The following is a 19,954-nucleotide window of genomic DNA, read 5'->3' as shown; positions in this document are numbered from 1 at the left end:
CGGATCGCTCCGCCGCCGCATGTAGTTCTATTTCTTCGCGAGGAATTTCTGCTGGGCCTTGGTCAGGTAATCGGCCCATTGATCGGCCAGATCCTTAGCCGAGATATCGCCGAGCAGTGCCTGCTGCGACGTCTTGATTGCCAGCGAATCCTTGAAGAAGGCGAATTCCTCAAGATAGGTCGGCATCACCGTGGGAACGGTGTCCTTGTCGGCCAGTTCCTGGAACCAGCCCTTGAATTGATCGCCGGCGTAGAAGGGGTCCTTTTCCGCGGCCGTATAGGCTGGCAGGGCACCAATCTTCTTGTTCCACTCGAGATTGCCTTCCTTGCCTTCAAGGGTTGCAATCAGCTTCCAGGACAGATCCTTGTTCTGGCTCGTCGAGAACATCGACCAGCCGGCATAGCCAATGGTCGGGAAGGACTTGCCATCCGGACCCTTCGGCAGCGGTGCAACGCCGAAATCATCCTTTTTCATGCGTTCCGCAACGGCGATCAGAGCATCCGGATCCTGGTCGAGAAAGGCACAGGTGCCGGAATAGAAGCCGGCGACGACTTCGTTGAAGCCCCAGTTGACGCTATCCTTCGGCGCATAGCCCTTCTTGTAGAGATCGACCATCCACTCGATGCCCTTCGCCCAGCCCGGGCTGTTCATCGTCGACGTGCCGTCATCCTTGAAGTATTTGTTGTCGCCGGCCATGGAGGCAGCAAAGATCATCCAGCCGTTGAGACCGCCCGGACCGCCGCGCATGCAGTAGCCGTATTTGCCGGGCAATTTCGAGATGGCCTCGGATGCCTTGACGAATTCGTCCAACGTCTTCGGCGGTTCGGCGACGCCGGCATCCTTCAGGATCTTCTTGTTGTAGAACATGGCGCGCAGATAGAAGCCGTAAGGCAACATATAGGCGGTGTTCTTGACATCGCGTCCGAGTTGAAGCGCGCGCGGCGTCAGTTCACTCGTATGTTCCCACTTGGCGAGGTAGGGCTCGAGGCTTTCGAGCATGCCGTTATTGCCGTAGAGTGACAGCCAGGTATCAGGCATTTCCATCACGTCGGGCGTATCGCCGGCCGAAACCATGGTGGCGAACTTTTGGAAGGCTTCGTTCCAGGGCAGGGAGATGATGTCGACCTTGGTACCGGGATTCGCGGCCTCGAATTTGGCAACGATCGACTTCAGCGTCTCGGTACGCTCCGGGCTCGTGATGACTTCCACGAGCTTCAAAGTCGTATCGGCAAAGGCGGTGCCGCCCATCAAGGCGGTAAAGAGTGCTGCTGTTATCAGTCTTTTCATGTTGGTTCCCCTTTTTTAGGTTTTCCTCTCAGATTGACGATCTCACGAGGCGGCGGCGATTGCCTCCTCGAGTTCCTTCCACAAAGCCTCGGTTCCTTCGAGACCGACATGCAGACGTACGGAGCGCGGGTTGATGCCGAAGGTATGCGCAGAATTCGGCTGCGCCTTCTGCTGCAGCACGACTTCGCCTGGCACGATCAAGCTCTCATGCCCGCCCCAGCTCACCCCCAGCTTGAAGAGCTTGAGGTGATCCGCGAACGCACGCACGTCCACGCCTTCGCGGAAGATGAATGAAAACAGGCCCGAAGTGCCGTTCAGGCCGGCAGGCAGCCGGTTGGCTAGGCCCGGATGACAGACCTGCTCGACGACATCGAGCTCCTGCAGCCGCTTGGCGATCGTCATCGCCGCCGCCTCATGCGCCTTCATGCGGATCGGCAGCGTGCGAAGTCCGCGGATCAGGAGCCACGCGTCGAAGGGGGAGAGCTTACCGCCGAGATAGGGATAGGCTTCGGCTTTCAGCCGCGCGATCATCTCCTTCGAACCGGCGACGACACCAGCGACCACGTCGCTGTGCCCACCGAGATATTTCGAGGCGGAATGGATGACGAGATCGACACCGAGTTTCAAAGGCTGCTGGAAAAAGGGGGTTGCCCAGCTGTTGTCGATCATCGAGACGACGCCGTGCTGTTTGGCGAGTGCGGTAAGTGCACCCACATCATGCGCTTCCATGACCCAGCTCGTCGGGCTTTCCATGTAGAAAACCTTGGCGCCGGGAAGCGCCTTGGCGACAGCCTCCTCATCGCGGCCATCGACATAGGTCACCTCTACCTTCATGCGTTTCAGAACCGTGCCGAAGAGGCGGAAGGCATCGGGATAGACGTGCTTGACTGAAACGATACGGTCGCCTGGCTCGACAAAGCTTAAAACGGCCGACGATATCGCGGCCATGCCGCTGGCAAAACCGAGCGCATCCTCGGCACCCTCGAGCTTTGCCAGCATTTCCTCGAACAGACGCACCGTCGGGTTGAGGCCACGCGTATAGGTCGGCCGCACCTTTTCGCCGCGATAGGAGGCGATCATCTCGTCATAGCTGGAGAAGGTGAAAAGCGAGGTCTGGAAGATCGGCGGCACTACGGCATCGGCGAAGTTGCCGTCGTCATGGGCGGTGATGAGGGAGGCAAGTTCGAACGGCTCTAACCCGTCAGTCATTTGGACATTTCCTTGATGTCTTCCTCGACCACGTCGAGAATTTTCAATGTTTCGGCGCGCGCAGCCTCGGGATCCTGGTCGGCGATCGCGTTGAACAGCGTGCGATGATAGGGGAAGGACCGGCGGGCAAAATCCTGCCGATCGAAAGGATGCTCCCAGAAGCGCTCGAAGGTTTCGCGCATCTGTTCGAGAAGTTGTCGGAACAACGGATTGTGGGTGGCGTCATAGACGGCAAGATGGAAGGCTAGGTCCTCAGGCCCGGATGTGCCCTTGGCCATGTGCACGCGCTCCATCTCGTTGAGCTTCTCTTCGATGATGACGAGGTCTTCGTCGGTTCGCTTTCTCGCAGCCACCATGCCGGCTTCACATTCGATGCCGCGGCGGACCTCCAGCGTCTGCAACAGCGCATCGCGCAGGTGTGACGGGTTGAAGGAAAGCGGCATATGGATCGTCGCCTTCGAAACCGGCTTCAGCAGGTAGGTGCCGCTGCCTTTGCGCGTTTCCATGACGCCGAGCGCCTGGAAGTAGGTGATTACCTCGCGAATGGTGGAGCGTCCTACCGAAAGGGCGGCCATCAGCTCGCGCTCGGTCGGAAGCCGGTCGCCGGCCTGTAGCTTGGACGATTCGATGAAGGTCGACAGCGCCTCGATGACTTGCTGAGTCCGGTCGATGGAAGGAAGAGGGCTAAGCATGGGTTTCGTCATGGATAGTAAATTGGTCTGACATCTGCCATCAGGTCAATCCCTTTTTCTCGGCCCGGTCATTTTTCCGGCCCTTAAATTTTTAAGGGCGCAAAGCGAGCAGCAGCGAAGGTTGTTTGCGGCCTTCAAGACTGCTGACAGCGCTGATAGAAGGAACATGTTGTGAGTCCCGGGCTGGAAGAGAATGGCCGCAAGAGATCGATATTCACGGAAGCTGGAATGCGCGAAATGCGACCATACCGGCTTTGCCGAAGTCTCCGAAACTGACGATCGTCGGGCGATGAGCCGCGATTTCAAGATAGACGAGATGCCGCGCGGCTTTTCCACGGAACGGCCGTCGACCGATCCGCGCAAGCATATGGTCCGCTGCCGATGCGGCTCGGTGTTTCCTTTCGAGCAAGATACGGTTTATGCACCGGGCGGCGAGCCGCGGCGCTGAGTAAGCGTATCCAGAAAAGAAAAAAGCCCCGCACAGGCGAGGCTAAGCTTGTGCCGCTCCGGGGAAATCGGAAGCGACGCGGCATTGTCTAATGGTCGCCTTCTCTCCCGACTAGGTCAGTTTTGGCGATAGCGGTACGCTCAAGGAAAAAAGCATTTATTTGTAAAGCGCGGTCAGTTTGCAGACTTCCCTCACTGGCTGCAAAGCCATGGCCCAGCCATCGTGCCGTGCAATCTGTTCAGCTGGCATTCATTTTCACGCGGGCAAAAAGCAATGACCGCAACGCCTTGCGGTCGTCGAGGCCCGGTTTCTATGGCTCGGGCCATGTCGCCGGGCCTCGCAGACACTGAGAACCTTGGATACCCACATGCGCCTGCTTCGTGCCTTCATCGATTGGATTTGCCGGAAGCGGCAGCCGGAACAGGAAACGCTCCAGCACTCCGCCGATGATCCGTGGGTCCTGCAGCAGATCGAAAAATTCGAACGTGAGTTGAAGCGCTAGCAGCGCTTGCCGATTCGTAGCCGTAGTGCTCGATCAACGCCGCAAGACGGTCCCGTCTCTGGCGACGAGCTTGCCCGCCTTGTAGACAGCGCGTCCTTTCGGTACTGCAACGACCGCCTCGGGAACATGCTCCGCCTTCAAGGTAACGAAATCGGCTTTGGCACCGATCTTCAAGCCGTAATCAGCCAGGCGCAGAGCTTTGGCGCCGCTCTCGGTCACGACATCGAAGGCGGTCCTCAATTCGTCGTCAGTATAGAAGCCCGACCGATAGCCGATCATCATTGCGCGGCCCAACATGTCGCCATCACCATAGGGCCACCATGAATCGCGGATATTGTCGCTGCCGCTGAAAACGGTGACACCGGCAGCCCGAAGCAGGGCGACGGGCGGGAAGGTGTGGGCGCCGGGTGCGTTGGTCATGATGGAGACACCGCTCTCGGCGATGAGAGCCGCGGCACGCTTGGCTGCCTCGATCGAGAGATCGCCAAGCCCATAGGCATGGCTGATCGCGACATGTCCGCCCATGGAGAGCGCGCGGGTGCGAGCGCAGATCTGCTCGATGGTGAAGAGCCCGAGCGTGCCGCCGTCATGAAGATGGATGTCGACATCGACGCCATGCTTCTCGGCGACGCCGAAAACGACATCGAGATGTTTTTCGACATCACGATCGAAGCTTGCAGGATCGAGCCCACCGACGAGATCGGCACCCATGGCGATCGCCTGATCCAGAAGCTCGGGCGTGCCGGGGCTTTTCAGAATGCCGCTTTGCGGAAAGGCAACGAGCTGGATGTCGATCAAGTCGCGGTATTCTTCGCGCACTGCAAGCACGGTCTCCAGCGATTTCAATCCAACGGAACCGTCCACCATGACATGACTGCGCATATGCGTACTGCCGTTGGCGATGCAGAGCTCCAGCTGGTTTCTGGCTCTCGCATCCATCGGCGCGGCCTGCGCCATGTTTTGCGCCTGGAAGGCGACGCGCTCGTGGACATCGAAGCCGTTGGTGCAGGGCTTGTGCGGTATCCAGGCGTCACCGTAGAAGCTGGTGTCAAGATGAATGTGCCCTTCGACGAAGCCCGGCACCACGAGGGCGCCTTCGAGGTCGATGAGCTCGGAGGCAGAGATCGGCGCTCCGGTTTCCGTGATCGACACGATCCGTCCGTCCGTGACGCCGATATCCTTGATAGTGCCATCGGCAAGCTTGGCTCGGGTGAAGAGCGTTTCGATCGTGCTCAATTTTTTCTCCTTGAATCCATGGCTACCGGTCGCGCGCGAACCGTCTGGATGACAGATGTCTTACCGCTCGAACGCTTCTTTCAGGCCGAAGCTCTTGCGCTCACGTAGGTCGAGATCGGCCTCGATATGGGCGATATGATGAAGCATTAGGTCACAGGCTGTGTCGACATCCTTGCGCTCCAGTGCGGTGATGATATCGCCATGCTCGGCATGGCCGCAACTGGAGGCGCTTGATTGTCCGTAGAGCGCGATTACCAGCGAGGAGCGGGCGACAAGCTCTTCCATGAAGCGCTGCATGATGAGATTGCCCGATATCGACGCGAGCATGAGATGAAAGTCGCCCGAGGCCTTGATCTCGGCCCGGCGCGCGGGTTGACCGCGCTCTCCCATCAAGCGGCCTTCTTCCACGAGGAGCTGCCGGAGCTGTGCGAGCTGAGGCGCGGTGATACGTTCGGCTGCCGATCTCAGTATCCCAGGCTCGACCAGGCGACGCGCAGCGAATATCTGTCGCGCTTCCTCGGGCGATGGATAAGCGACGAAAGCGCCTCGGTTCTTTTCGACGCTGACGAGTCCTTCATAGGAAAGAGCCTGCAGGGCTGCACGTGCCAGAGTCCGGCTGACGCTGAAGAGAGCGCCGACATCGCTTTCGGACAGTTTCGTTCCGGGTGCGAGCCGGCGTTCGACGATCGCGTCGCGAATGGCCTCGCGGATCTGTTGCGCGCCACTGTCGGTAGCGTCGCCGGGCGTCAAAAGCGCATCTGCTGAAGAATTCATGATCGGTAGCCTGAGTAACTGGCTGCAATGATAGACAGGTTTCGCGCGGAAGTTAAACGAAATCTGATGCAAACGGAGCCAAAAGTGTATACGATATTTTGCATAAATCGCGCACAATAGCCTAATTCCTGTGCAGATTCATGATTGCCTATTGAGAAGCATAATTTCTCTCCCGGGCTAAAATTAAGTAAATTCAGTCTGTTAGTCAGTCTCCGCAAAACTGGCACGATTGATGCAGTGTCTTTCCCAAACCACAGGGGAAGATGATGTCGAAAGCGGCAGAGATCGATATAGTGTCCGTTTCGAAGGTCTACGGCACGACCACGGCAGTCCATGCGATCAGTCTGAAGATACCGGCGGGCTCCTATTGCTGTTTCCTCGGCCCATCCGGTTGCGGCAAGACATCGACCTTGCGCATGATTGCGGGTCACGAGGGGATTTCCTCGGGCGACATCAGGCTTGGCAATACCGTCGTCACCGACTTCCCGCCCGCCAGACGCGGCACGGCGATGATGTTCCAGTCCTATGCGCTGTTTCCCCATCTGGACCTTATCGACAATGTCGCCTTCAGCCTGAAGATGAAGGGTGTCGACAAGGAAGAGCGCCGCGCGAAGGCGCTCGACATGCTGAAGCTCATGCAGATGGAAGCCTATGCGACCCGCCGTCCGGCTCAGCTTTCAGGCGGACAGCAACAGCGTGTCGCGCTGGCCCGCGCCCTGATCACCGATCCGGAAGCTCTGCTGTTGGACGAGCCGCTGTCAGCGCTCGATCCCTTCCTGAAGATCCGCATGCGAGCAGAGCTGAAGAAGCTGCAGAAGTCGCTCGGCATCACTTTCGTTCATGTCACGCACAGCCAGGAAGAGGCGATGGCGCTTGCCGATATCATGGTCATCATGAATGACGGCCGGATCGAGCAGGCGGGATCGCCGCGGGAGGTTTTCGAACATCCCGCGACGGCCTTCGTTGCCCGCTTCATGGGTGACCATAACGTCTTGTCCGGTCGCATAACGTCGAGCGACGATGGCGTGATCACCATGACCGCGCCGGAAGGGCAGGGCTTCTCCGTAAAAGGGTCAGGTCGCGCCGTCGGCGAAGCCGTCGACATCGCCGTGCGCACCGACCGCGTTCGGCTTTCGCAGCCATCGGAAAAAGGGCTGGGCTTCAACGGCGTCGTCTCCAATGTCGAATATCGCGGCGCAACGCTGAAAATCACCGTCATCGGCGCCGGTAGCGACGATTTCACCGTCATCGCAAGCAACGACGATGCTGCCGCCAGATCGATCGCCGTCGGCGACGCCGTCTCACTGAGTTGGGCTCAGGAGGATGCAATCCTTCTCGGCCGTGTATCCGCATGAATCCAAACTATCAAAAAAGGGGAACTGACATGACGACTGAAACCAAGACTACCAAGACGACGAAAGGCATTTCCCGCCGCTCGCTGCTGAAGACCGGCGCTGCCGCTCTCGGCGCCATGGCCGGCTCCGGCGCCATCACCGGCTTTCCGACCATCTGGGCGCAATCGAACATTACGCTGCGCCAGTTCGGTACCGGCGTTTCGAACATCAATGCCATTGCGGAGAAGTGCAAGGCCGATCTCGGCATTACGCTCGAGATGACGGCCACCGATTCGGATGCCGCGGCACAGCGAGCCGTGACGCAGCCGAACAGCTACGATATCGCCGACATCGAATACTGGATCGCCAAGAAGGTTTTCCCGACCGGCGTCATGCAGCCGATGGACGTCAAGAAGCTCAAATATTACGACAAGATCGTGCCGCTCTTCATCAACGGCAAGCTGAAGCCCGACAGCGTCATCGCGCAGGGCACGGCGCCGCACACGGTGGGCTTTGTTGAAGGGCAGGGCTCGAAGAAATTCGCCAAGGAGCCGACGCAGTGGATGACGATGGTTCCGACCATCTACAATGCCGACACGCTCGGTATCCGTCCCGATCTCACCGGTCGTCCGATCAACAGCTGGGCCGATATTCTCGATCCGGCCTTCAAGGGCAAGACCGCGATCCTCAATATCCCGTCCATCGGCATCATGGACGCCGCGATGATCATGGAAGCTGCCGGCAAGATCAAATATGCCGACAAGGGCAACATGACGAAGGCGGAAATCGACAAGACCATCGACTTCCTGATCAAGACCAAGGGCGATGGCCAGTTCCGCGCTTTCTGGAAGTCCTTCGACGAGAGCGTCAATCTGATGGCATCGGGCGAAGTGGTCATCCAGTCCATGTGGTCGCCGGCAGTTGCCGCAGTCCGCTCCAAGGGTATTGCATGCACCTTCCAGCCGCTTAAGGAAGGCTATCGTGCCTGGGGCGGCGGCCTCGGCCTCGCCTCGCATCTCAAGGGCGCACAGCTCGACGCGGCTTATGAATATATCAATTGGTACACCTCCGGCTGGGTCGGCGGCTACCTCAACCGTCAGGGCTATTACTCCGCCTGCATGGAAACGGCCAAGAACTTCATGTCGGCCGACGAATGGGGCTACTGGATCGAAGGCAAGCCGGCGCAGGGCGATATCCTCTCTCCGGAAGGCAAGGTGATGGAGAAGGCGGGTGCCGTTCGCGATGGCGGCTCCTTCGAAACCCGCATGGGTGCCGTCGCCTGCTGGAACTCGGTCATGGACGAGGACCGCTACATGGTTCGTCGCTGGAACGAATTCATCGCTGCCTAAGCTGCGATCGATCATTTCCTCTCCCCTTCAAAAACGGGGAGAGGATCCTTGCAATGGAGAGGCCGGACTATGGCGACAATCGCTTCCTCGGATGCGGAGCAGGAAACTCAGAAGCCCGGGCGTGGATTTGCCGTGCCCGGCTGGGCCGTCGCCTATCTGCAGGCAACGCCGCTGTTTCTCATTCTCGGCTTCTTCTTCCTGTTGCCGATCGCCATGATCGGCATCGTCAGTTTCTGGGATTATGATTTCGCTGGCCTCTATCCGGCATTCCTGACCGCGAATTACACCGATACGCTCGGTTCGTGGGTTACATGGAAAACCTACCTCAACACATTGAAATTCACAGCAATTGTCTGGGCGCTGACGCTCTTCATCGGCTTCTGGGTCGCCTATTTTCTGGCTTTCCATATTCGGCGCACCTCGACGCAGATGATCCTTTTCCTCGTCTGCACCGTGCCTTTCATGACCTCCAACATCATTCGCATGATCTCGTGGATACCCGTCCTCGGGCGCAACGGACTTGTCAATTCGACGCTGATCGAAATGGGCCTGATCCCGAAGCCGATAGAATGGCTGCTTTATTCCGATTTCGCTGTCGTACTTGCCATGGTGCATCTCTACACGCTGTTTATGGTGACACCGATCTTCAACACGCTGATGCGTATCGACCGTTCTCTGTTTGAAGCCGCGCGGGATGCCGGCGCCAGCGGATGGCAGGTGCTGTGGAATGTCGTCATCCCGCTTGCCAAGCCGGGCATGGCGATCGGCAGCATCTTCGTCGTCACGCTCGTCATGGCGGATTTCTCCACCGTGCAGGTGATGTCGGGTGGCCAGAGCGCATCCATTGCCCTGATGATGAAGAACCAGATGTCGCTGCTGCAATATCCCGCCGCCGCCGCCAATGCGGTCGTGCTTCTGATTGTCGTATTGCTGATGGTCGCTGCCATCCTGCGCATCGTCGACATCCGCAAGGAACTCTAAGATGAACAGTGAAAAGCGCGGCCTGGAATTCTATCTTCTCGCAATCTTCTTCACGATTTTCGTGCTGTTTCTCTATGGTCCGCTCTCGGCGGTCATCATTCTGTCTTTCCAGGGGCCTGACGGCGGCCTGACCTTCCCGTTGAATGGCGTCTCGCTGCATTGGTTCGCCAACCTCTTCGAGAAGCAGGCGGTCGGAGACTTTGGTGCATCGTTCCAGCGCTCCTTGATCCTCGGCGTGATGGTCATGATCGTGACCGTCGTCGTCTCGCTGCTTGCCGGGCTTGCCTTCCGTCGCCGTTTTCGCGGCTCGACATTCCTGTTCTATGCGACCGTCGCCAGCCTCGTCGTCCCATCCATCATCATTTCGCTGGGGATCGGCGTCGTCTTTCAGCAGGGTGGCATCGCGCCGGCGTGGTATTCCTCCGCCTTCGGCGCGCATCTCACCTGGACCTTGCCGTTCGGCGTGCTGATCATGTTTGCCGTCTTCAACCGGTTTTCGCCGGCCTATGAGGAGGCAGCCCGCGATCTTGGCGCCAGTTCCTGGCAAACCTTCCGCCATGTAGTGCTGCCGATGATAGCGCCGAGCCTGATCGGCGTCGGCCTATTCGGCTTCACGCTGTCCTATGACGAGTTCGCCCGCACCCTGATGACGTCGGGCACATACAATACCCTGCCGCTTGAAATCTACGGCATGACGACCAACGTCACGACGCCGGTGCTCTATGCGCTTGGAACAGTGACCACGCTCTTTTCCTTCACTATCATTCTGCTGGCGCTTGCGGTCATGACCATGCTCGGCCGCCGCCAAGCCAAGAAAAGTTGAGATCATGCGCCTGCTGCTTATCAATCCGAATACGACCGTTTCCATGACGGAGAAGGCGGCAATCGCTGCGCGTGCCGTAGCAGGCCCCGGCACGGAGATCATCGCTGCCACCTCGCAGATGGGGCCGGCTTCGATCGAGGGCTATTATGACGGCGCTATCGCCGTGCCCGGCATGCTGCGCGAGCTGAAGGAGAGGCAGGCCGAAGGCTATGACGCCGCGATCATCTGCTGTTTCGACGACACCGGTCTGGAAGCCGCCCGCATGTTCTGCGACGTACCTGTCGTCGGTCTCTGCGAAGCGGCCGTAGCCACGGCCGGCTTTCTGGCACAGCGCTTCAGCGTGGTGACGACGCTCGAACGCTCGCGCATCCTCATCGACAATCTCGTCCATCGTTATGGCATGGGCGCGCGGGCGAAAGTTCGCGCCTCCGATATCCCCGTGCTCGAGCTTGAAGATTCGTCTTCGGGAGCAATCGGAAAGCTGCGGGCGGAAATCGAACGCGCGCTTGCCGAAGATGGCGCGGAAGCCATCGTCCTCGGCTGTGCCGGCATGGCGGATCTCGCAAAGCAGCTGCAGTCGATCTACGGCGTCCCGGTCGTGGATGGTGTCGCCGCAGCGGTCAAGCAGGCCGAAGCTTTGGTGTCGCTGGGCCTATCCACCAGCAAGCGCAGTTCCTACGCCTCCCCATTGCCCAAGTCTTTTTCAGGTGCGATGCAGGATTTTGCGCCGGCTGCGGCGTCGGCTTAACCTCATCACAATTCATATTTCGTGCCTCTGCTGATCGCTGCACCTTGCGGATGGCATATCTCGGCTACCGGGACTATAATGCCGCGGTAAAGTACGAGAGTTGTGGATTTGGCACAGAGAGCCGGCAAAGCTGATCTTCCCCTGCATGGCGGTCGCGTGCCGCGCTGGCTTGGGGACCGCATGACGCGCCTGGGCGCCGTCATCACCGAGGCGATCGTGCAGCATTACGGTCGCGACGAGCTCTTTCGCCGCCTCGCCAATCCCTTCTGGTTCCAGTCTTTCGGCGCCGTCATGGGCATGGATTGGCATTCCTCGGGGATCACGACGAGTGTCCTTGGCGCCCTGAAGCGCGGCCTGACGCCGCTATCCGGCGAGCTCGGCATTCATGTCTGCGGCGGCCGCGGCGCGCAATCGCGCAAGACGCCGGGCGAACTGCTTGATATCGGCGATCGCGTCGGTATCGACGGCGCGTCCCTTGCTATGAAGAGCCGGCTGATTGCGAAGGTGGACAGCGCAGCCGTGCAAGATGGCTTCGACCTCTACCTGCATGGCTTCATCGTCGCCGACGACGGCAAGTGGGTCGTCATCCAGCAGGGCATGAACGACGAACGCCGGCAAGCACGCCGATATCACTGGCTATCGGAGGGTTTGACGAGCTTCCTGGATTCGCCGCACGCGGCTATCGAAGGGCGCGAGCAGGGCGAGATCGTCAATCTTGCCGATCGGCGCGCCGAGCGTTCCCGCGACGGTCAGCTGGATCTGCTTGCCTCATTAGGACCAGATAAAATAATTCGTGAATTCAATGCACTGGAGGGGAAATCTCCAGTGATTGACAAACAAGAAGCACAGCCGATGCTGCCATACCTCGTCATGCCGGCACATCATGATGTGCGCCAGGAAGACGTGAACATGCGGCGCCTGCATGGAAATCTTGCCGCCGCGGCCGAGCGTGGCCCAGTCGATTTCCAGGAATTGCTGCTGACACCCGGCGTCGGCGCCAGAACGGTAAAGGCTTTGGCGATGGTCGCCGAAGTCGTTCACGGCGCACCCTGCCGTTTTTCCGATCCAGCGCGCTTTTCCCTCGCGCATGGCGGCAAGGACCGGCATCCCTTTCCAGTACCTCTGAAAGTCTATGACGAGACGATCAACGTGATGAAATCCGCCGTCAGGAAGGGCCGCCTCGGTCGTGACGAAGAATTGTCGGCGCTGAAGCGGCTGGATGATCAATCGCGGATGCTGGAGCGCTACGTCACCGGCCCCGATCTCAAGGAAATCGTTGCCGGCGAGTTCGACCGCTCCTTCTCCTATGGCGGCTGCAGCGTGTTTGGTTGGGAACCTGCAACGGATGCCGAAAGCAACGTCGTCGAAGGTAACCGCCGCTCTTCAAAGAGCTAGACTGCGTACGGCAGAAGGGAGCGGCTTGGCGCCGCTCCGTCATCGACTCATGGCAGGGTGTAACCGATCACATAGTCGCCCGGTTTCGTTCCAACGGAACCGTGACCGCCGGCGACCATGACGACATACTGCTTGTTGTCGCTGGCGGTATAGGTCATCGGCGTTGCCTGACCGCCAGCCGGCAGGCGTGTCTGCCAAAGCTGCCTGCCTGTGGTGACATCATAGGCCCTGAGATAATCGTCCACGGCTGCCCCCAGGAACGCCACTCCGCCCTTGGTCACGATCGGGCCACCAATGCCGGGAACGCCGACCTTGAAGGGAAGGGGCAGGGGCGTCATATCGTGGACGGTACCGTTCTTGTGCTTGTAGGCGATCTTGCCGGTCTTCAGATCGACACCGGCGACATATCCCCAAGGCGGTGCCTGGCAGGGAATGCCGAGCGGGCTGACGAACGGACCCATGTAGACGCCATAGGGCGAGCCTTCATTTCGGTTGAGCCCCTGTTCGCTGCCCTTGTCGCCGGCTCCCTTCGGCGGAATCTCGGCGCGTGGCACCAGTCGGGAGGTAAAGGCGAGATAGGTCGGCATGCCGAACATGATCTGCCGCTCAGGGTCGACGGCGACGCTGCCCCAGTTGAAAGTGCCGAAATTGCCGGGAAAGATGATGGAGCCGCGCAGCGATGGTGGCGTGTAGCGGCCTTCATATTGATGCTGATGGAAGGCGATACGGCAGGCGAGCTGATCGAACAGCGAGACGCCCCACATGTCCTTTTCCTGCAAGGGCGGCGGCGAGAAGGTTAGATCGGAGATCGGCTGGGCCGGCGAGGCATGATCCTCCGGAATGGTGCCGCCCGGCGCCGGTATTTCCCTGAAGGGAATGATCGGCGCGCCGGTGCGGCGATCGAGCACGTATATGTCGCCCTGCTTGGTGGAAGCGACCAATGCGGGAACCGTGCTGCCGTCGGCCTTTGTCAGATCGACCAGCACGGGTTGGGCCGGCACGTCCATATCCCAGAGATCGTGATGGACAAATTGCTGCACCCATTTGAGCTGGCCGGTATTGATGTCGAGCGCGACCACAGACGAGGAGAAGCGTTCGACATTGGCGCTGCGGCCCATGCCAAGCTGGTCTGGCGTCTGGTTGCCAAGCGGAACATAGACCATGCCGAGCTTTTCGTCGGCGCTGGAAACCGACCAGCTGTTCGGTGAGTTGGTCGTATAGGTCTGGCCGGCGGGCAGCGGCGCTGTCTGATCCGGATTGCCCGAATCCCAGTTCCAGAGCAGCGCGCCGGTCCGGGCGTCGAACGCGCGGATGACGCCGGATTGCTCCTGGGTGGAATAATTGTCGTTCACCGCGCCGCCGATGATGATCTTATCGGCGACGATGACGGGCGGCGAGGTCGAATAATAATAGCCAGCCGGATTGTATTTCATCCCGGTTTCAAGATGCAGGATGCCCTGATCGGCAAAGCTCGGACAAACCTTGCCGTTGGCAGCATCGAGCGCGATCAGCCGGGCATCCGAGGTCGGCAGATAGACGCGATCACCACACAGTGCCCCGGCGGCAGCGGTTGTGTCGCGATAATAGGAGACACCGCGGCAGGTCTGATGCTGTCGGTTGGGGTTCATGCCGGCATTGGCATCGTAACGCCATTTTTCCTTGCCGTCCGTCGCACCGATGGCGATCGCCAGGCTATGGGGCGTGCAGATATAAAGCGTGTCGCCGATCTTGAGCGGCGTAACCTGATAAGTCGTCTCGCCGATGTCATCGGGGCGCTTCACATCGCCGGTCTGATACCGCCAGACCTCCTTCAGGTTCGCCACGTTCTGCGCATTGATCTGGTCGAGAGGCGAGTAACGCTGACCAAACGAGGTTCGACCATATTGATGCCACTCACCATCGGGCACATCGCCGCCCATAGGGGCATTCGCAGCCATTGTCGTCGGCAAGTCGCCGGAAAGATCGTGCGGATCGGTCGTCATCGAATAGACGGCAACGAGAATGGCGATGATCAATGGGATCGCGAGCGGCCATGGATTGGCTCCATAGTGAACACCGTCGAGGCTTCGAAAGCCCAGCGGCCGCCGGACCCACGGCGTCAATAGCCAGAGACCGATCAGAATGATCAACCCGCCGCGCGGACCGAGCTGCCACCAGTCGAAACCGACCTCCCATATCGCCCATCCAAGCGCTGCCAGCACGAAGATCGCGTAGAGCCAGAGCGCGGCCTCTTTGCGCATATAAAGCAGGATCGCCGTTAGGAGGAAGGCGATGCCAGCCAAAAGATAGAAAGGGCTTCCGGCAAGTAGCACAAGCCAAAGGCCACCGCCGCCAAGCGCCAGACCGATGAGTGCAAGGATGATCGATGTGATGATGACGGCCATGATCTGCTCCAGTCTATCCGCTGATTGGACAGTGATTGATCGAAGGCATGCGAACCCGGCCAAGATCCCTTCGGACCTCAACGTCGAAGTTAAAGTCTAGACCGATATCAGTTGCTTCGCCGGCAACGAGAAGAACCGCGCCCTGGGCGATTTAGATCGATACATCAAGCCCCCCAATCAAATCAGAGACTGAACGTCATGATTGCAAGAATGTTCCAATCCCGCCAGCCCTTCAAGTTCGATGCCGTGGCGCCCGATTTGATTAACGGACGTAGTTAATTTTTTAACAATTTCCGGAATACTAATGGAACAGATATTGGAATCAAGGGTTTCCGTGCAGAGCCGGAGGACTAGAGATGAATATGAAGATCGTTACCGCCCAGTCGGAAGTCGAAACGAACGACACCGGAACCTATCCGGATGGCATGATGGAGCGTATTCTGGTCGAGTTTTCGGCAAGCTCCGAGCGGCAGCATCGCAAATCCCACGAGCGTGACTACGGCACGCACAAGGTGCTCCGACCCATACCAGCCGGACTTGCCTGAACGACTCGAAACTTACTGCCTTCGTCAGATGTACAGCGGCGCCATTCGCCGCCATGCACCTGCCTGATGGGCGCGCCCATCCCACACATGCAGCCGATGATCGATCCGCTTGTCGGCGAGCAGTCGGCTCAGATGATGATTATTGTCGAAGAAGGGATCGGCGTCTCCGATCGCCATCACGATGTCGATCTGGCGCAGGCTCTCCAAACGTAGCTCGCAGACAAGTCCCGGCAGAAAATGCGTCGGGGTGTGAAAATAGACCTCGTCGTCGTAATAGCCGTCGAACAGATCCGTGAAGGATTCGACCTTCATCGTCAGGTCGTAGCGGCCGGAAAAGACGACCAGCTTGCGGAAGAGGTGAGGGTGGCGGAAAACCAGGCTCGCCGCCTGGAAGGCGCCGAGGCTGCAGCCGTGGACGATTGTGCATTCATGCCCGTTCTTTTGCGCCATCAGAGGCAGGACTTCGTTGAGGATATATTCCTCGAAAGCGTTGTGTCTGCGAATGCGCTCGGATGGGTGGCAATGAAAGGCGTAAAAGGTTTCTGCCGCCAGACCTTCGATACAATAGAGCTGAAGCTGCCCGGCATCCAGCTTATCTGCGAGAGACGACACGATGCCAATCTGCTCATATTCCCAGAAGCGACCGTCGCGGGTGGGAAATACCAGTACCTTGGCGCCGGCATAGCCGAACACCAGCAATTCCATGTCTCGATGCAGCCGAGGACTGTACCAGCATAGATATTCGCGGTTCATAGCACCTTGAAGAATTGCCCGACCTTGTCTCGCAGAATCGCGTTCTGCTGCTCGCTGCCAGCATAATCGAAGTGACCGGCATCCAGAATGAAGATTTCGTTAAATTTCTGCAGCGCATTTGCGACAGCGAACTGGCAGGGTGGTGCGACGGCGGGATCAAAAAGCGCGGGTGCGACGAGCATCGGCACAGTGATGCGCTGCGCGGCGATCGCAGCATCAAAGAACCGCAGTGTTTCGAGAACGCTGCCGTGCTTTTCCTGATAAGCCTGCACCGATTGGGCGCTGCCGACGGTTGGCAGTGTCAGCCAAAGCTGCCGGTGGCCAAAAGTCGGGACGATGAGATGACCGCGCCTGATCCGCGCATCGAAAGGAATTGCCAAGGCGCCGATGCCGCCGCCGAAACTGATGCCGCTATAGCCGATATGGCCAGCAAGCCACGGATAGAGGGTCTCCAATGTCGAGACGGCAAGCCAGATGTCTTCCACACAGCCGCCGATGACATAGGTATCGCGGCTTTCGATACCGCAAAGGACATGGCCCGATGCGTCCGAAGGGATTTTGGGGCTGGCGCTGAGGGAAAGCCCGCGGCAGCAGGGAAAAAGGATAGCCGTTTCTTCTACCGGCCAATCGAATTCCGGTTGGTCTCTTCCGCCATATCCGTGTCCGACAACGAGGCCGCGCCGCACCTGTCCGCTGCGGGGGATAAGCAGCCAGCCATTGATCTGAAACGACCCTGTCGACATGTAGCTGATATCGAAGGCGTGCCAGTTGTCGTGAGGCTGCTTGCTGTGGCGAAGCTTGGGTTGCGGATCGATGGCCAGGGCTGTCTTGTAGCGCTGCCGCCAGAAGTCGTCGAAGCCCGCCGGAGCTTCCGGTGTCTCTATCGCCTGCAACTGCGCGAGCTGCATGCCATAGGTCGGATCGAAGTCGAAGGGGTGGGATGTCGGTATGCTCATGGCAAGTTTTTCGCGTGAAAGCACGCCTAAGGCAAGAAGCAAGATTACCGATCCGCGGGGCTCTCGTCGCGGCTTACTGCCTGTTCATTCATGAATTTCTTGTTTGGGGCGATCGATGCGATAGAGTACGTGCGGCCGCAGAATATTGCCTGGCGGCACGGTGATATCATCGAAATCGCCACCGTCGACGTGGATCATGCCGATCTTCTCCATCGCGCGGCGGGAAGGAGTGTTGATCGCTGAGGTATAACCGATCACGCAATCAGCCCGCAGCTCCTGCCACGCGAAATACAGGCAGTGTCGGCTGATTTCCGTCGCATAGCCCTGCCGCCAATAGGCACGCCCCAGAATCCAACCGATTTCCAATGGAAAATCACCCGGAACTTCCGGCCCTGGTCGTGAAAGGCCCGCGCCGCCAATCAGCGCGCCATCAGCTTTCCGCTCCCGGCCAGGAAGCCGAAACCTTCCTTGGCGAACTGCTCGTTGGCTTCATCGATCAGTTCGTTCGTCTCGCCCGCCGTGAGCAGGCTCGGATAGTAATATTTGCGAACCTGCGCATCTGCATTTACGGCGGCAAACGGAACACGGTCGCTATCCTGCCAAGGCCTGAGAACGAGCCGGGAGGTTTCGAGAATAGGCATCCTACTCCTTGGGGCAAACGGCTTGATCTCGATGGCACGCAATCTCTGGCGGGGCGGCAGGCCATGCCGGATCTCCCTCCATGAATTCGCCAAGAAAGTCCACGGTTACCGGCCGATATTAGCCTCTGTGATTTCTGCCGCACAGCAGAAAAGATGAGGCGCATAGACTTGGTTTGTTGCGAACCGCCGTCGCCTCTTTGCCTTCATTGAGGTATGATAAAGGCATGATCAGGATCCTAACGATACCCTGCGGAAATTTCGATTGCAGGCTCCGCAATTGCAGGGCAAAGTTAAATCGCACAAGGTGCCCACAACGTTCAGGATTGTGGGACCGCGGTGGATCAGGTTTTCTATCCGCGACGAAGGGCATTCCTATCCGTCAGGCCACGCGAGAATCGCTGTATCGTGACCGTGATCGTTCCACATGGCGAACAACGGCCGGAAAAGGTCGCCGTTCGCGTTGACTATACCAATGCCGACAACAGCCAGGAAATGGCCAATAACTGCAGGCGTTGAAAGGGACCGCGTAAAATGGGCAACGTCATCCAGTTTCGACCCGCAACGAGATACGGCAAGCGCTTTAATGCTCAGGCGCGCATGGAAAGGGAGTTGCAGCTTCCCTTAACGACGGATCAATCCGCCCCAAAAGTCATTCATGCAAGTCCGTCGGATACATCGAACGACGCCACGTCAAAAATAGGGCTTCCAATCAACGGTATCGTCATCGCAGTCGGCGCCATTCTTGTCTATGCGCTTGTTATATTCCATGTCGTCGGTCAGCCGCATTATTCTGCTCGCGCCAATTTGGTGCCCTCGTTTTTCCTTCAAAATTAGATTTGCCCCGGCGAGACCCGCGGGTCGAAACAGGCAGCGGTCAGACGCGCCGTCAGTCAGCCAGGGCATCACGCGGCAGCTTGAAATTCGAAGTCAGTAGGTGAGCGTCACAACGACCGTATCCACGTAAGTGCCTGGAGAGGGCGTCGTCTGTGGCGGGACGCGGCCATAGACCGTCAAAAGCTGCGCCGTGCCCGTTCCCGTTCCAGCAACCGTGCTGCCCGGTGTGTTGACATCGCCCCAGGGCTGCGACCGGTTGATATCCTTGTAGAGACCGTAGGTCACCGTCTCCGATCCCTTCGTCATCTTTCGCGCCGTCGGTGCTGCGTTCGTTGTGCCGCCATTCAACGAGATCGTGTAGGTCGTACCCGGCGTACAGGTTGCCGTCACCGATCCGGCGGCATCGGTATTCGGACTCAGAACACCCCGCGTTCCGAAATTGATGTTTTGGACGCTCACCAGGCAATTTGCGGCAACGCTCGCGTTGACGGTAAACGGCGCGGTTCCTGTCGTTCCGGTGGGTGCATTGCAGTTCGTTGCGCTGCTGTAGCTGTAATAGAATGAGGTGCCGGATGCGAAGCTGGACGTGTACGACCCCGGCAGCGCCGTCGACGGCGTTCCAAGCGCCGTGCCATAGACCATCAGGCTACCGGTTGCGCCCACCAGCGAGCCATTCAATAGGGACATTGTCAGCGCATAGACCGGTGCCCGCGATGGATAGGGCCAGCTGCTCGATCCCCACACCACACTCCGGCCATTATCGGAATAAAGCTGATAGTTCAAAGAACTGGCACCGTTCAGCATCTGACGTGCCGCAGCCGAAGATGCGCCACCGCTGCCGGCGCCCATATCCGGGCAAATGAGAAGCCGCTTGCCCAGGTCCAGGAGTCCTCCGGAACAACTTACACTTATCGTGGATGTCGAAGTGACCGGGGTAGCCGACAAGATATCAACTGCCCCGAAGTTCATATTGGTGGCACTGAAGCTGCAGCTTTGCGCCAGGCATAGCGAAGGTAGCAGCAATACAAGCAAGACAATGATCGAACGCAGCATCCTTTCACCT

The 19,954-nt window shown here is 58.8% G+C and carries 21 protein-coding genes; 10 read left to right on the top strand and 11 right to left on the bottom strand.

Going from position 1 to position 19,954, the window contains the following annotated elements:
• Window positions 1-27 precede the first annotated feature (27 nt).
• Genes ACK83U_RS24030 through ACK83U_RS24020 form a run of 3 tightly spaced genes read right to left on the bottom strand, consistent with a single transcriptional unit; the run spans window position 28 to window position 3,188 of the window.
• On the bottom strand, window positions 28-1,287 hold the full coding sequence (locus tag ACK83U_RS24030) for an ABC transporter substrate-binding protein (RefSeq protein WP_112603608.1): 1,260 nt from the start codon (window positions 1,285-1,287) through the stop codon (window positions 28-30).
• Window positions 1,288-1,329: 42 nt separating this feature from the next.
• Window positions 1,330-2,496 carry a PLP-dependent transferase gene (locus tag ACK83U_RS24025; protein WP_112603606.1) on the bottom strand — a complete coding sequence of 389 codons (1,167 nt, stop codon included), beginning with the start codon at window positions 2,494-2,496 and terminating at the stop codon, window positions 1,330-1,332.
• A complete protein-coding gene (locus tag ACK83U_RS24020; protein WP_112339265.1) occupies window positions 2,493-3,188 on the bottom strand; it encodes a FadR/GntR family transcriptional regulator in 696 nt (231 codons plus the stop codon). The genes ACK83U_RS24025 and ACK83U_RS24020 overlap by 4 nt, the downstream gene beginning before the upstream one ends.
• 193 nt (window positions 3,189-3,381) lie before the next feature.
• Here ACK83U_RS24020 and ACK83U_RS24015 point away from each other — a divergent pair, with 193 nt between their 5' ends.
• A complete protein-coding gene (locus tag ACK83U_RS24015; RefSeq protein WP_112339266.1) occupies window positions 3,382-3,636 on the top strand; it encodes a hypothetical protein in 255 nt (84 codons plus the stop codon).
• A gap of 367 nt (window positions 3,637-4,003) precedes the next feature.
• Window positions 4,004-4,138 (top strand): hypothetical protein, encoded by a 135-nt coding sequence (locus ACK83U_RS24010; RefSeq protein ID WP_015343038.1) that lies wholly within the window; start codon window positions 4,004-4,006, stop codon window positions 4,136-4,138.
• Between the two features lie 33 nt (window positions 4,139-4,171).
• On the opposite strand, the gene ACK83U_RS24005 is transcribed toward ACK83U_RS24010, so the two are convergent.
• Both ACK83U_RS24005 and ACK83U_RS24000 read right to left on the bottom strand, forming a co-directional pair.
• Window positions 4,172-5,374 carry an amidohydrolase family protein gene (locus tag ACK83U_RS24005; protein ID WP_112603604.1) on the bottom strand — a complete coding sequence of 401 codons (1,203 nt, stop codon included), beginning with the start codon at window positions 5,372-5,374 and terminating at the stop codon, window positions 4,172-4,174.
• Between the two features lie 60 nt (window positions 5,375-5,434).
• Window positions 5,435-6,148 (bottom strand): GntR family transcriptional regulator, encoded by a 714-nt coding sequence (locus tag ACK83U_RS24000; RefSeq protein ID WP_112339269.1) that lies wholly within the window; start codon window positions 6,146-6,148, stop codon window positions 5,435-5,437.
• A 266-nt stretch (window positions 6,149-6,414) separates the two neighbouring features.
• Here ACK83U_RS24000 and ACK83U_RS23995 point away from each other — a divergent pair, with 266 nt between their 5' ends.
• The 6 genes from ACK83U_RS23995 to ACK83U_RS23970 all read left to right on the top strand — a co-directional run bounded on the left by ACK83U_RS23995 (window position 6,415) and on the right by ACK83U_RS23970 (window position 12,778).
• Complete coding sequence (locus tag ACK83U_RS23995; RefSeq protein ID WP_112603602.1) at window positions 6,415-7,503, top strand: ABC transporter ATP-binding protein; 1,089 nt, start codon at window positions 6,415-6,417, stop codon at window positions 7,501-7,503.
• A gap of 29 nt (window positions 7,504-7,532) precedes the next feature.
• Window positions 7,533-8,831: an ABC transporter substrate-binding protein gene (locus ACK83U_RS23990; protein ID WP_112603600.1), complete on the top strand. Its 1,299-nt coding sequence runs from the start codon at window positions 7,533-7,535 to the stop codon at window positions 8,829-8,831.
• A gap of 69 nt (window positions 8,832-8,900) precedes the next feature.
• Window positions 8,901-9,812 (top strand): ABC transporter permease, encoded by a 912-nt coding sequence (locus ACK83U_RS23985; protein ID WP_112400364.1) that lies wholly within the window; start codon window positions 8,901-8,903, stop codon window positions 9,810-9,812.
• Window position 9,813: 1 nt separating this feature from the next.
• A complete protein-coding gene (locus ACK83U_RS23980) occupies window positions 9,814-10,635 on the top strand; it encodes an ABC transporter permease (protein WP_112339273.1) in 822 nt (273 codons plus the stop codon).
• A 4-nt stretch (window positions 10,636-10,639) separates the two neighbouring features.
• Complete coding sequence (locus tag ACK83U_RS23975; protein ID WP_112603598.1) at window positions 10,640-11,383, top strand: aspartate/glutamate racemase family protein; 744 nt, start codon at window positions 10,640-10,642, stop codon at window positions 11,381-11,383.
• A gap of 108 nt (window positions 11,384-11,491) precedes the next feature.
• Entirely contained in the window at window positions 11,492-12,778 is a 1,287-nt protein-coding gene (locus ACK83U_RS23970) for a DUF763 domain-containing protein (RefSeq protein WP_112603596.1), read from the top strand.
• 47 nt (window positions 12,779-12,825) lie between these two features.
• On the opposite strand, the gene ACK83U_RS23965 is transcribed toward ACK83U_RS23970, so the two are convergent.
• Window positions 12,826-15,162 carry a glucose/quinate/shikimate family membrane-bound PQQ-dependent dehydrogenase gene (locus ACK83U_RS23965; protein WP_112603594.1) on the bottom strand — a complete coding sequence of 779 codons (2,337 nt, stop codon included), beginning with the start codon at window positions 15,160-15,162 and terminating at the stop codon, window positions 12,826-12,828.
• A gap of 356 nt (window positions 15,163-15,518) precedes the next feature.
• Between ACK83U_RS23965 and ACK83U_RS23960 the strand changes: the two genes are divergently transcribed.
• Complete coding sequence (locus ACK83U_RS23960; RefSeq protein ID WP_112603592.1) at window positions 15,519-15,707, top strand: hypothetical protein; 189 nt, start codon at window positions 15,519-15,521, stop codon at window positions 15,705-15,707.
• 24 nt (window positions 15,708-15,731) lie between these two features.
• Here ACK83U_RS23960 and ACK83U_RS23955 read toward each other — a convergent pair whose 3' ends face one another.
• From ACK83U_RS23955 to ACK83U_RS23940, 4 genes are all read right to left on the bottom strand, one after another.
• Window positions 15,732-16,460: an esterase family protein gene (locus ACK83U_RS23955; protein WP_112603590.1), complete on the bottom strand. Its 729-nt coding sequence runs from the start codon at window positions 16,458-16,460 to the stop codon at window positions 15,732-15,734.
• Window positions 16,457-17,416 carry an acetylxylan esterase gene (locus ACK83U_RS23950; protein WP_112603588.1) on the bottom strand — a complete coding sequence of 320 codons (960 nt, stop codon included), beginning with the start codon at window positions 17,414-17,416 and terminating at the stop codon, window positions 16,457-16,459. The genes ACK83U_RS23955 and ACK83U_RS23950 overlap by 4 nt, the downstream gene beginning before the upstream one ends.
• 84 nt (window positions 17,417-17,500) lie before the next feature.
• Window positions 17,501-17,836 (bottom strand): GNAT family N-acetyltransferase, encoded by a 336-nt coding sequence (locus ACK83U_RS23945; protein WP_412475033.1) that lies wholly within the window; start codon window positions 17,834-17,836, stop codon window positions 17,501-17,503.
• A complete protein-coding gene (locus ACK83U_RS23940) occupies window positions 17,836-18,057 on the bottom strand; it encodes a GNAT family N-acetyltransferase (protein WP_412474891.1) in 222 nt (73 codons plus the stop codon). The genes ACK83U_RS23945 and ACK83U_RS23940 overlap by 1 nt, the downstream gene beginning before the upstream one ends.
• 531 nt (window positions 18,058-18,588) lie before the next feature.
• Between ACK83U_RS23940 and ACK83U_RS23935 the strand changes: the two genes are divergently transcribed.
• Entirely contained in the window at window positions 18,589-18,891 is a 303-nt protein-coding gene (locus ACK83U_RS23935) for a hypothetical protein (protein ID WP_162707995.1), read from the top strand.
• A 93-nt stretch (window positions 18,892-18,984) separates the two neighbouring features.
• Here the strand turns inward: ACK83U_RS23935 and ACK83U_RS23930 are convergent, their stop codons facing one another.
• A complete protein-coding gene (locus tag ACK83U_RS23930; RefSeq protein WP_112603584.1) occupies window positions 18,985-19,944 on the bottom strand; it encodes a spore coat protein U domain-containing protein in 960 nt (319 codons plus the stop codon).
• Between the last annotated feature and the right edge of the window lie 10 nt (window positions 19,945-19,954).

The sequence above is a fragment of the Rhizobium sp. WW22 genome, from assembly GCF_047041135.1.
GTDB lineage: Bacteria > Pseudomonadota > Alphaproteobacteria > Rhizobiales > Rhizobiaceae > Rhizobium.
The sequence above is the reverse complement of the archived record's forward strand: the minus strand, read 5'-3'. Positions and strand labels throughout refer to the sequence as shown.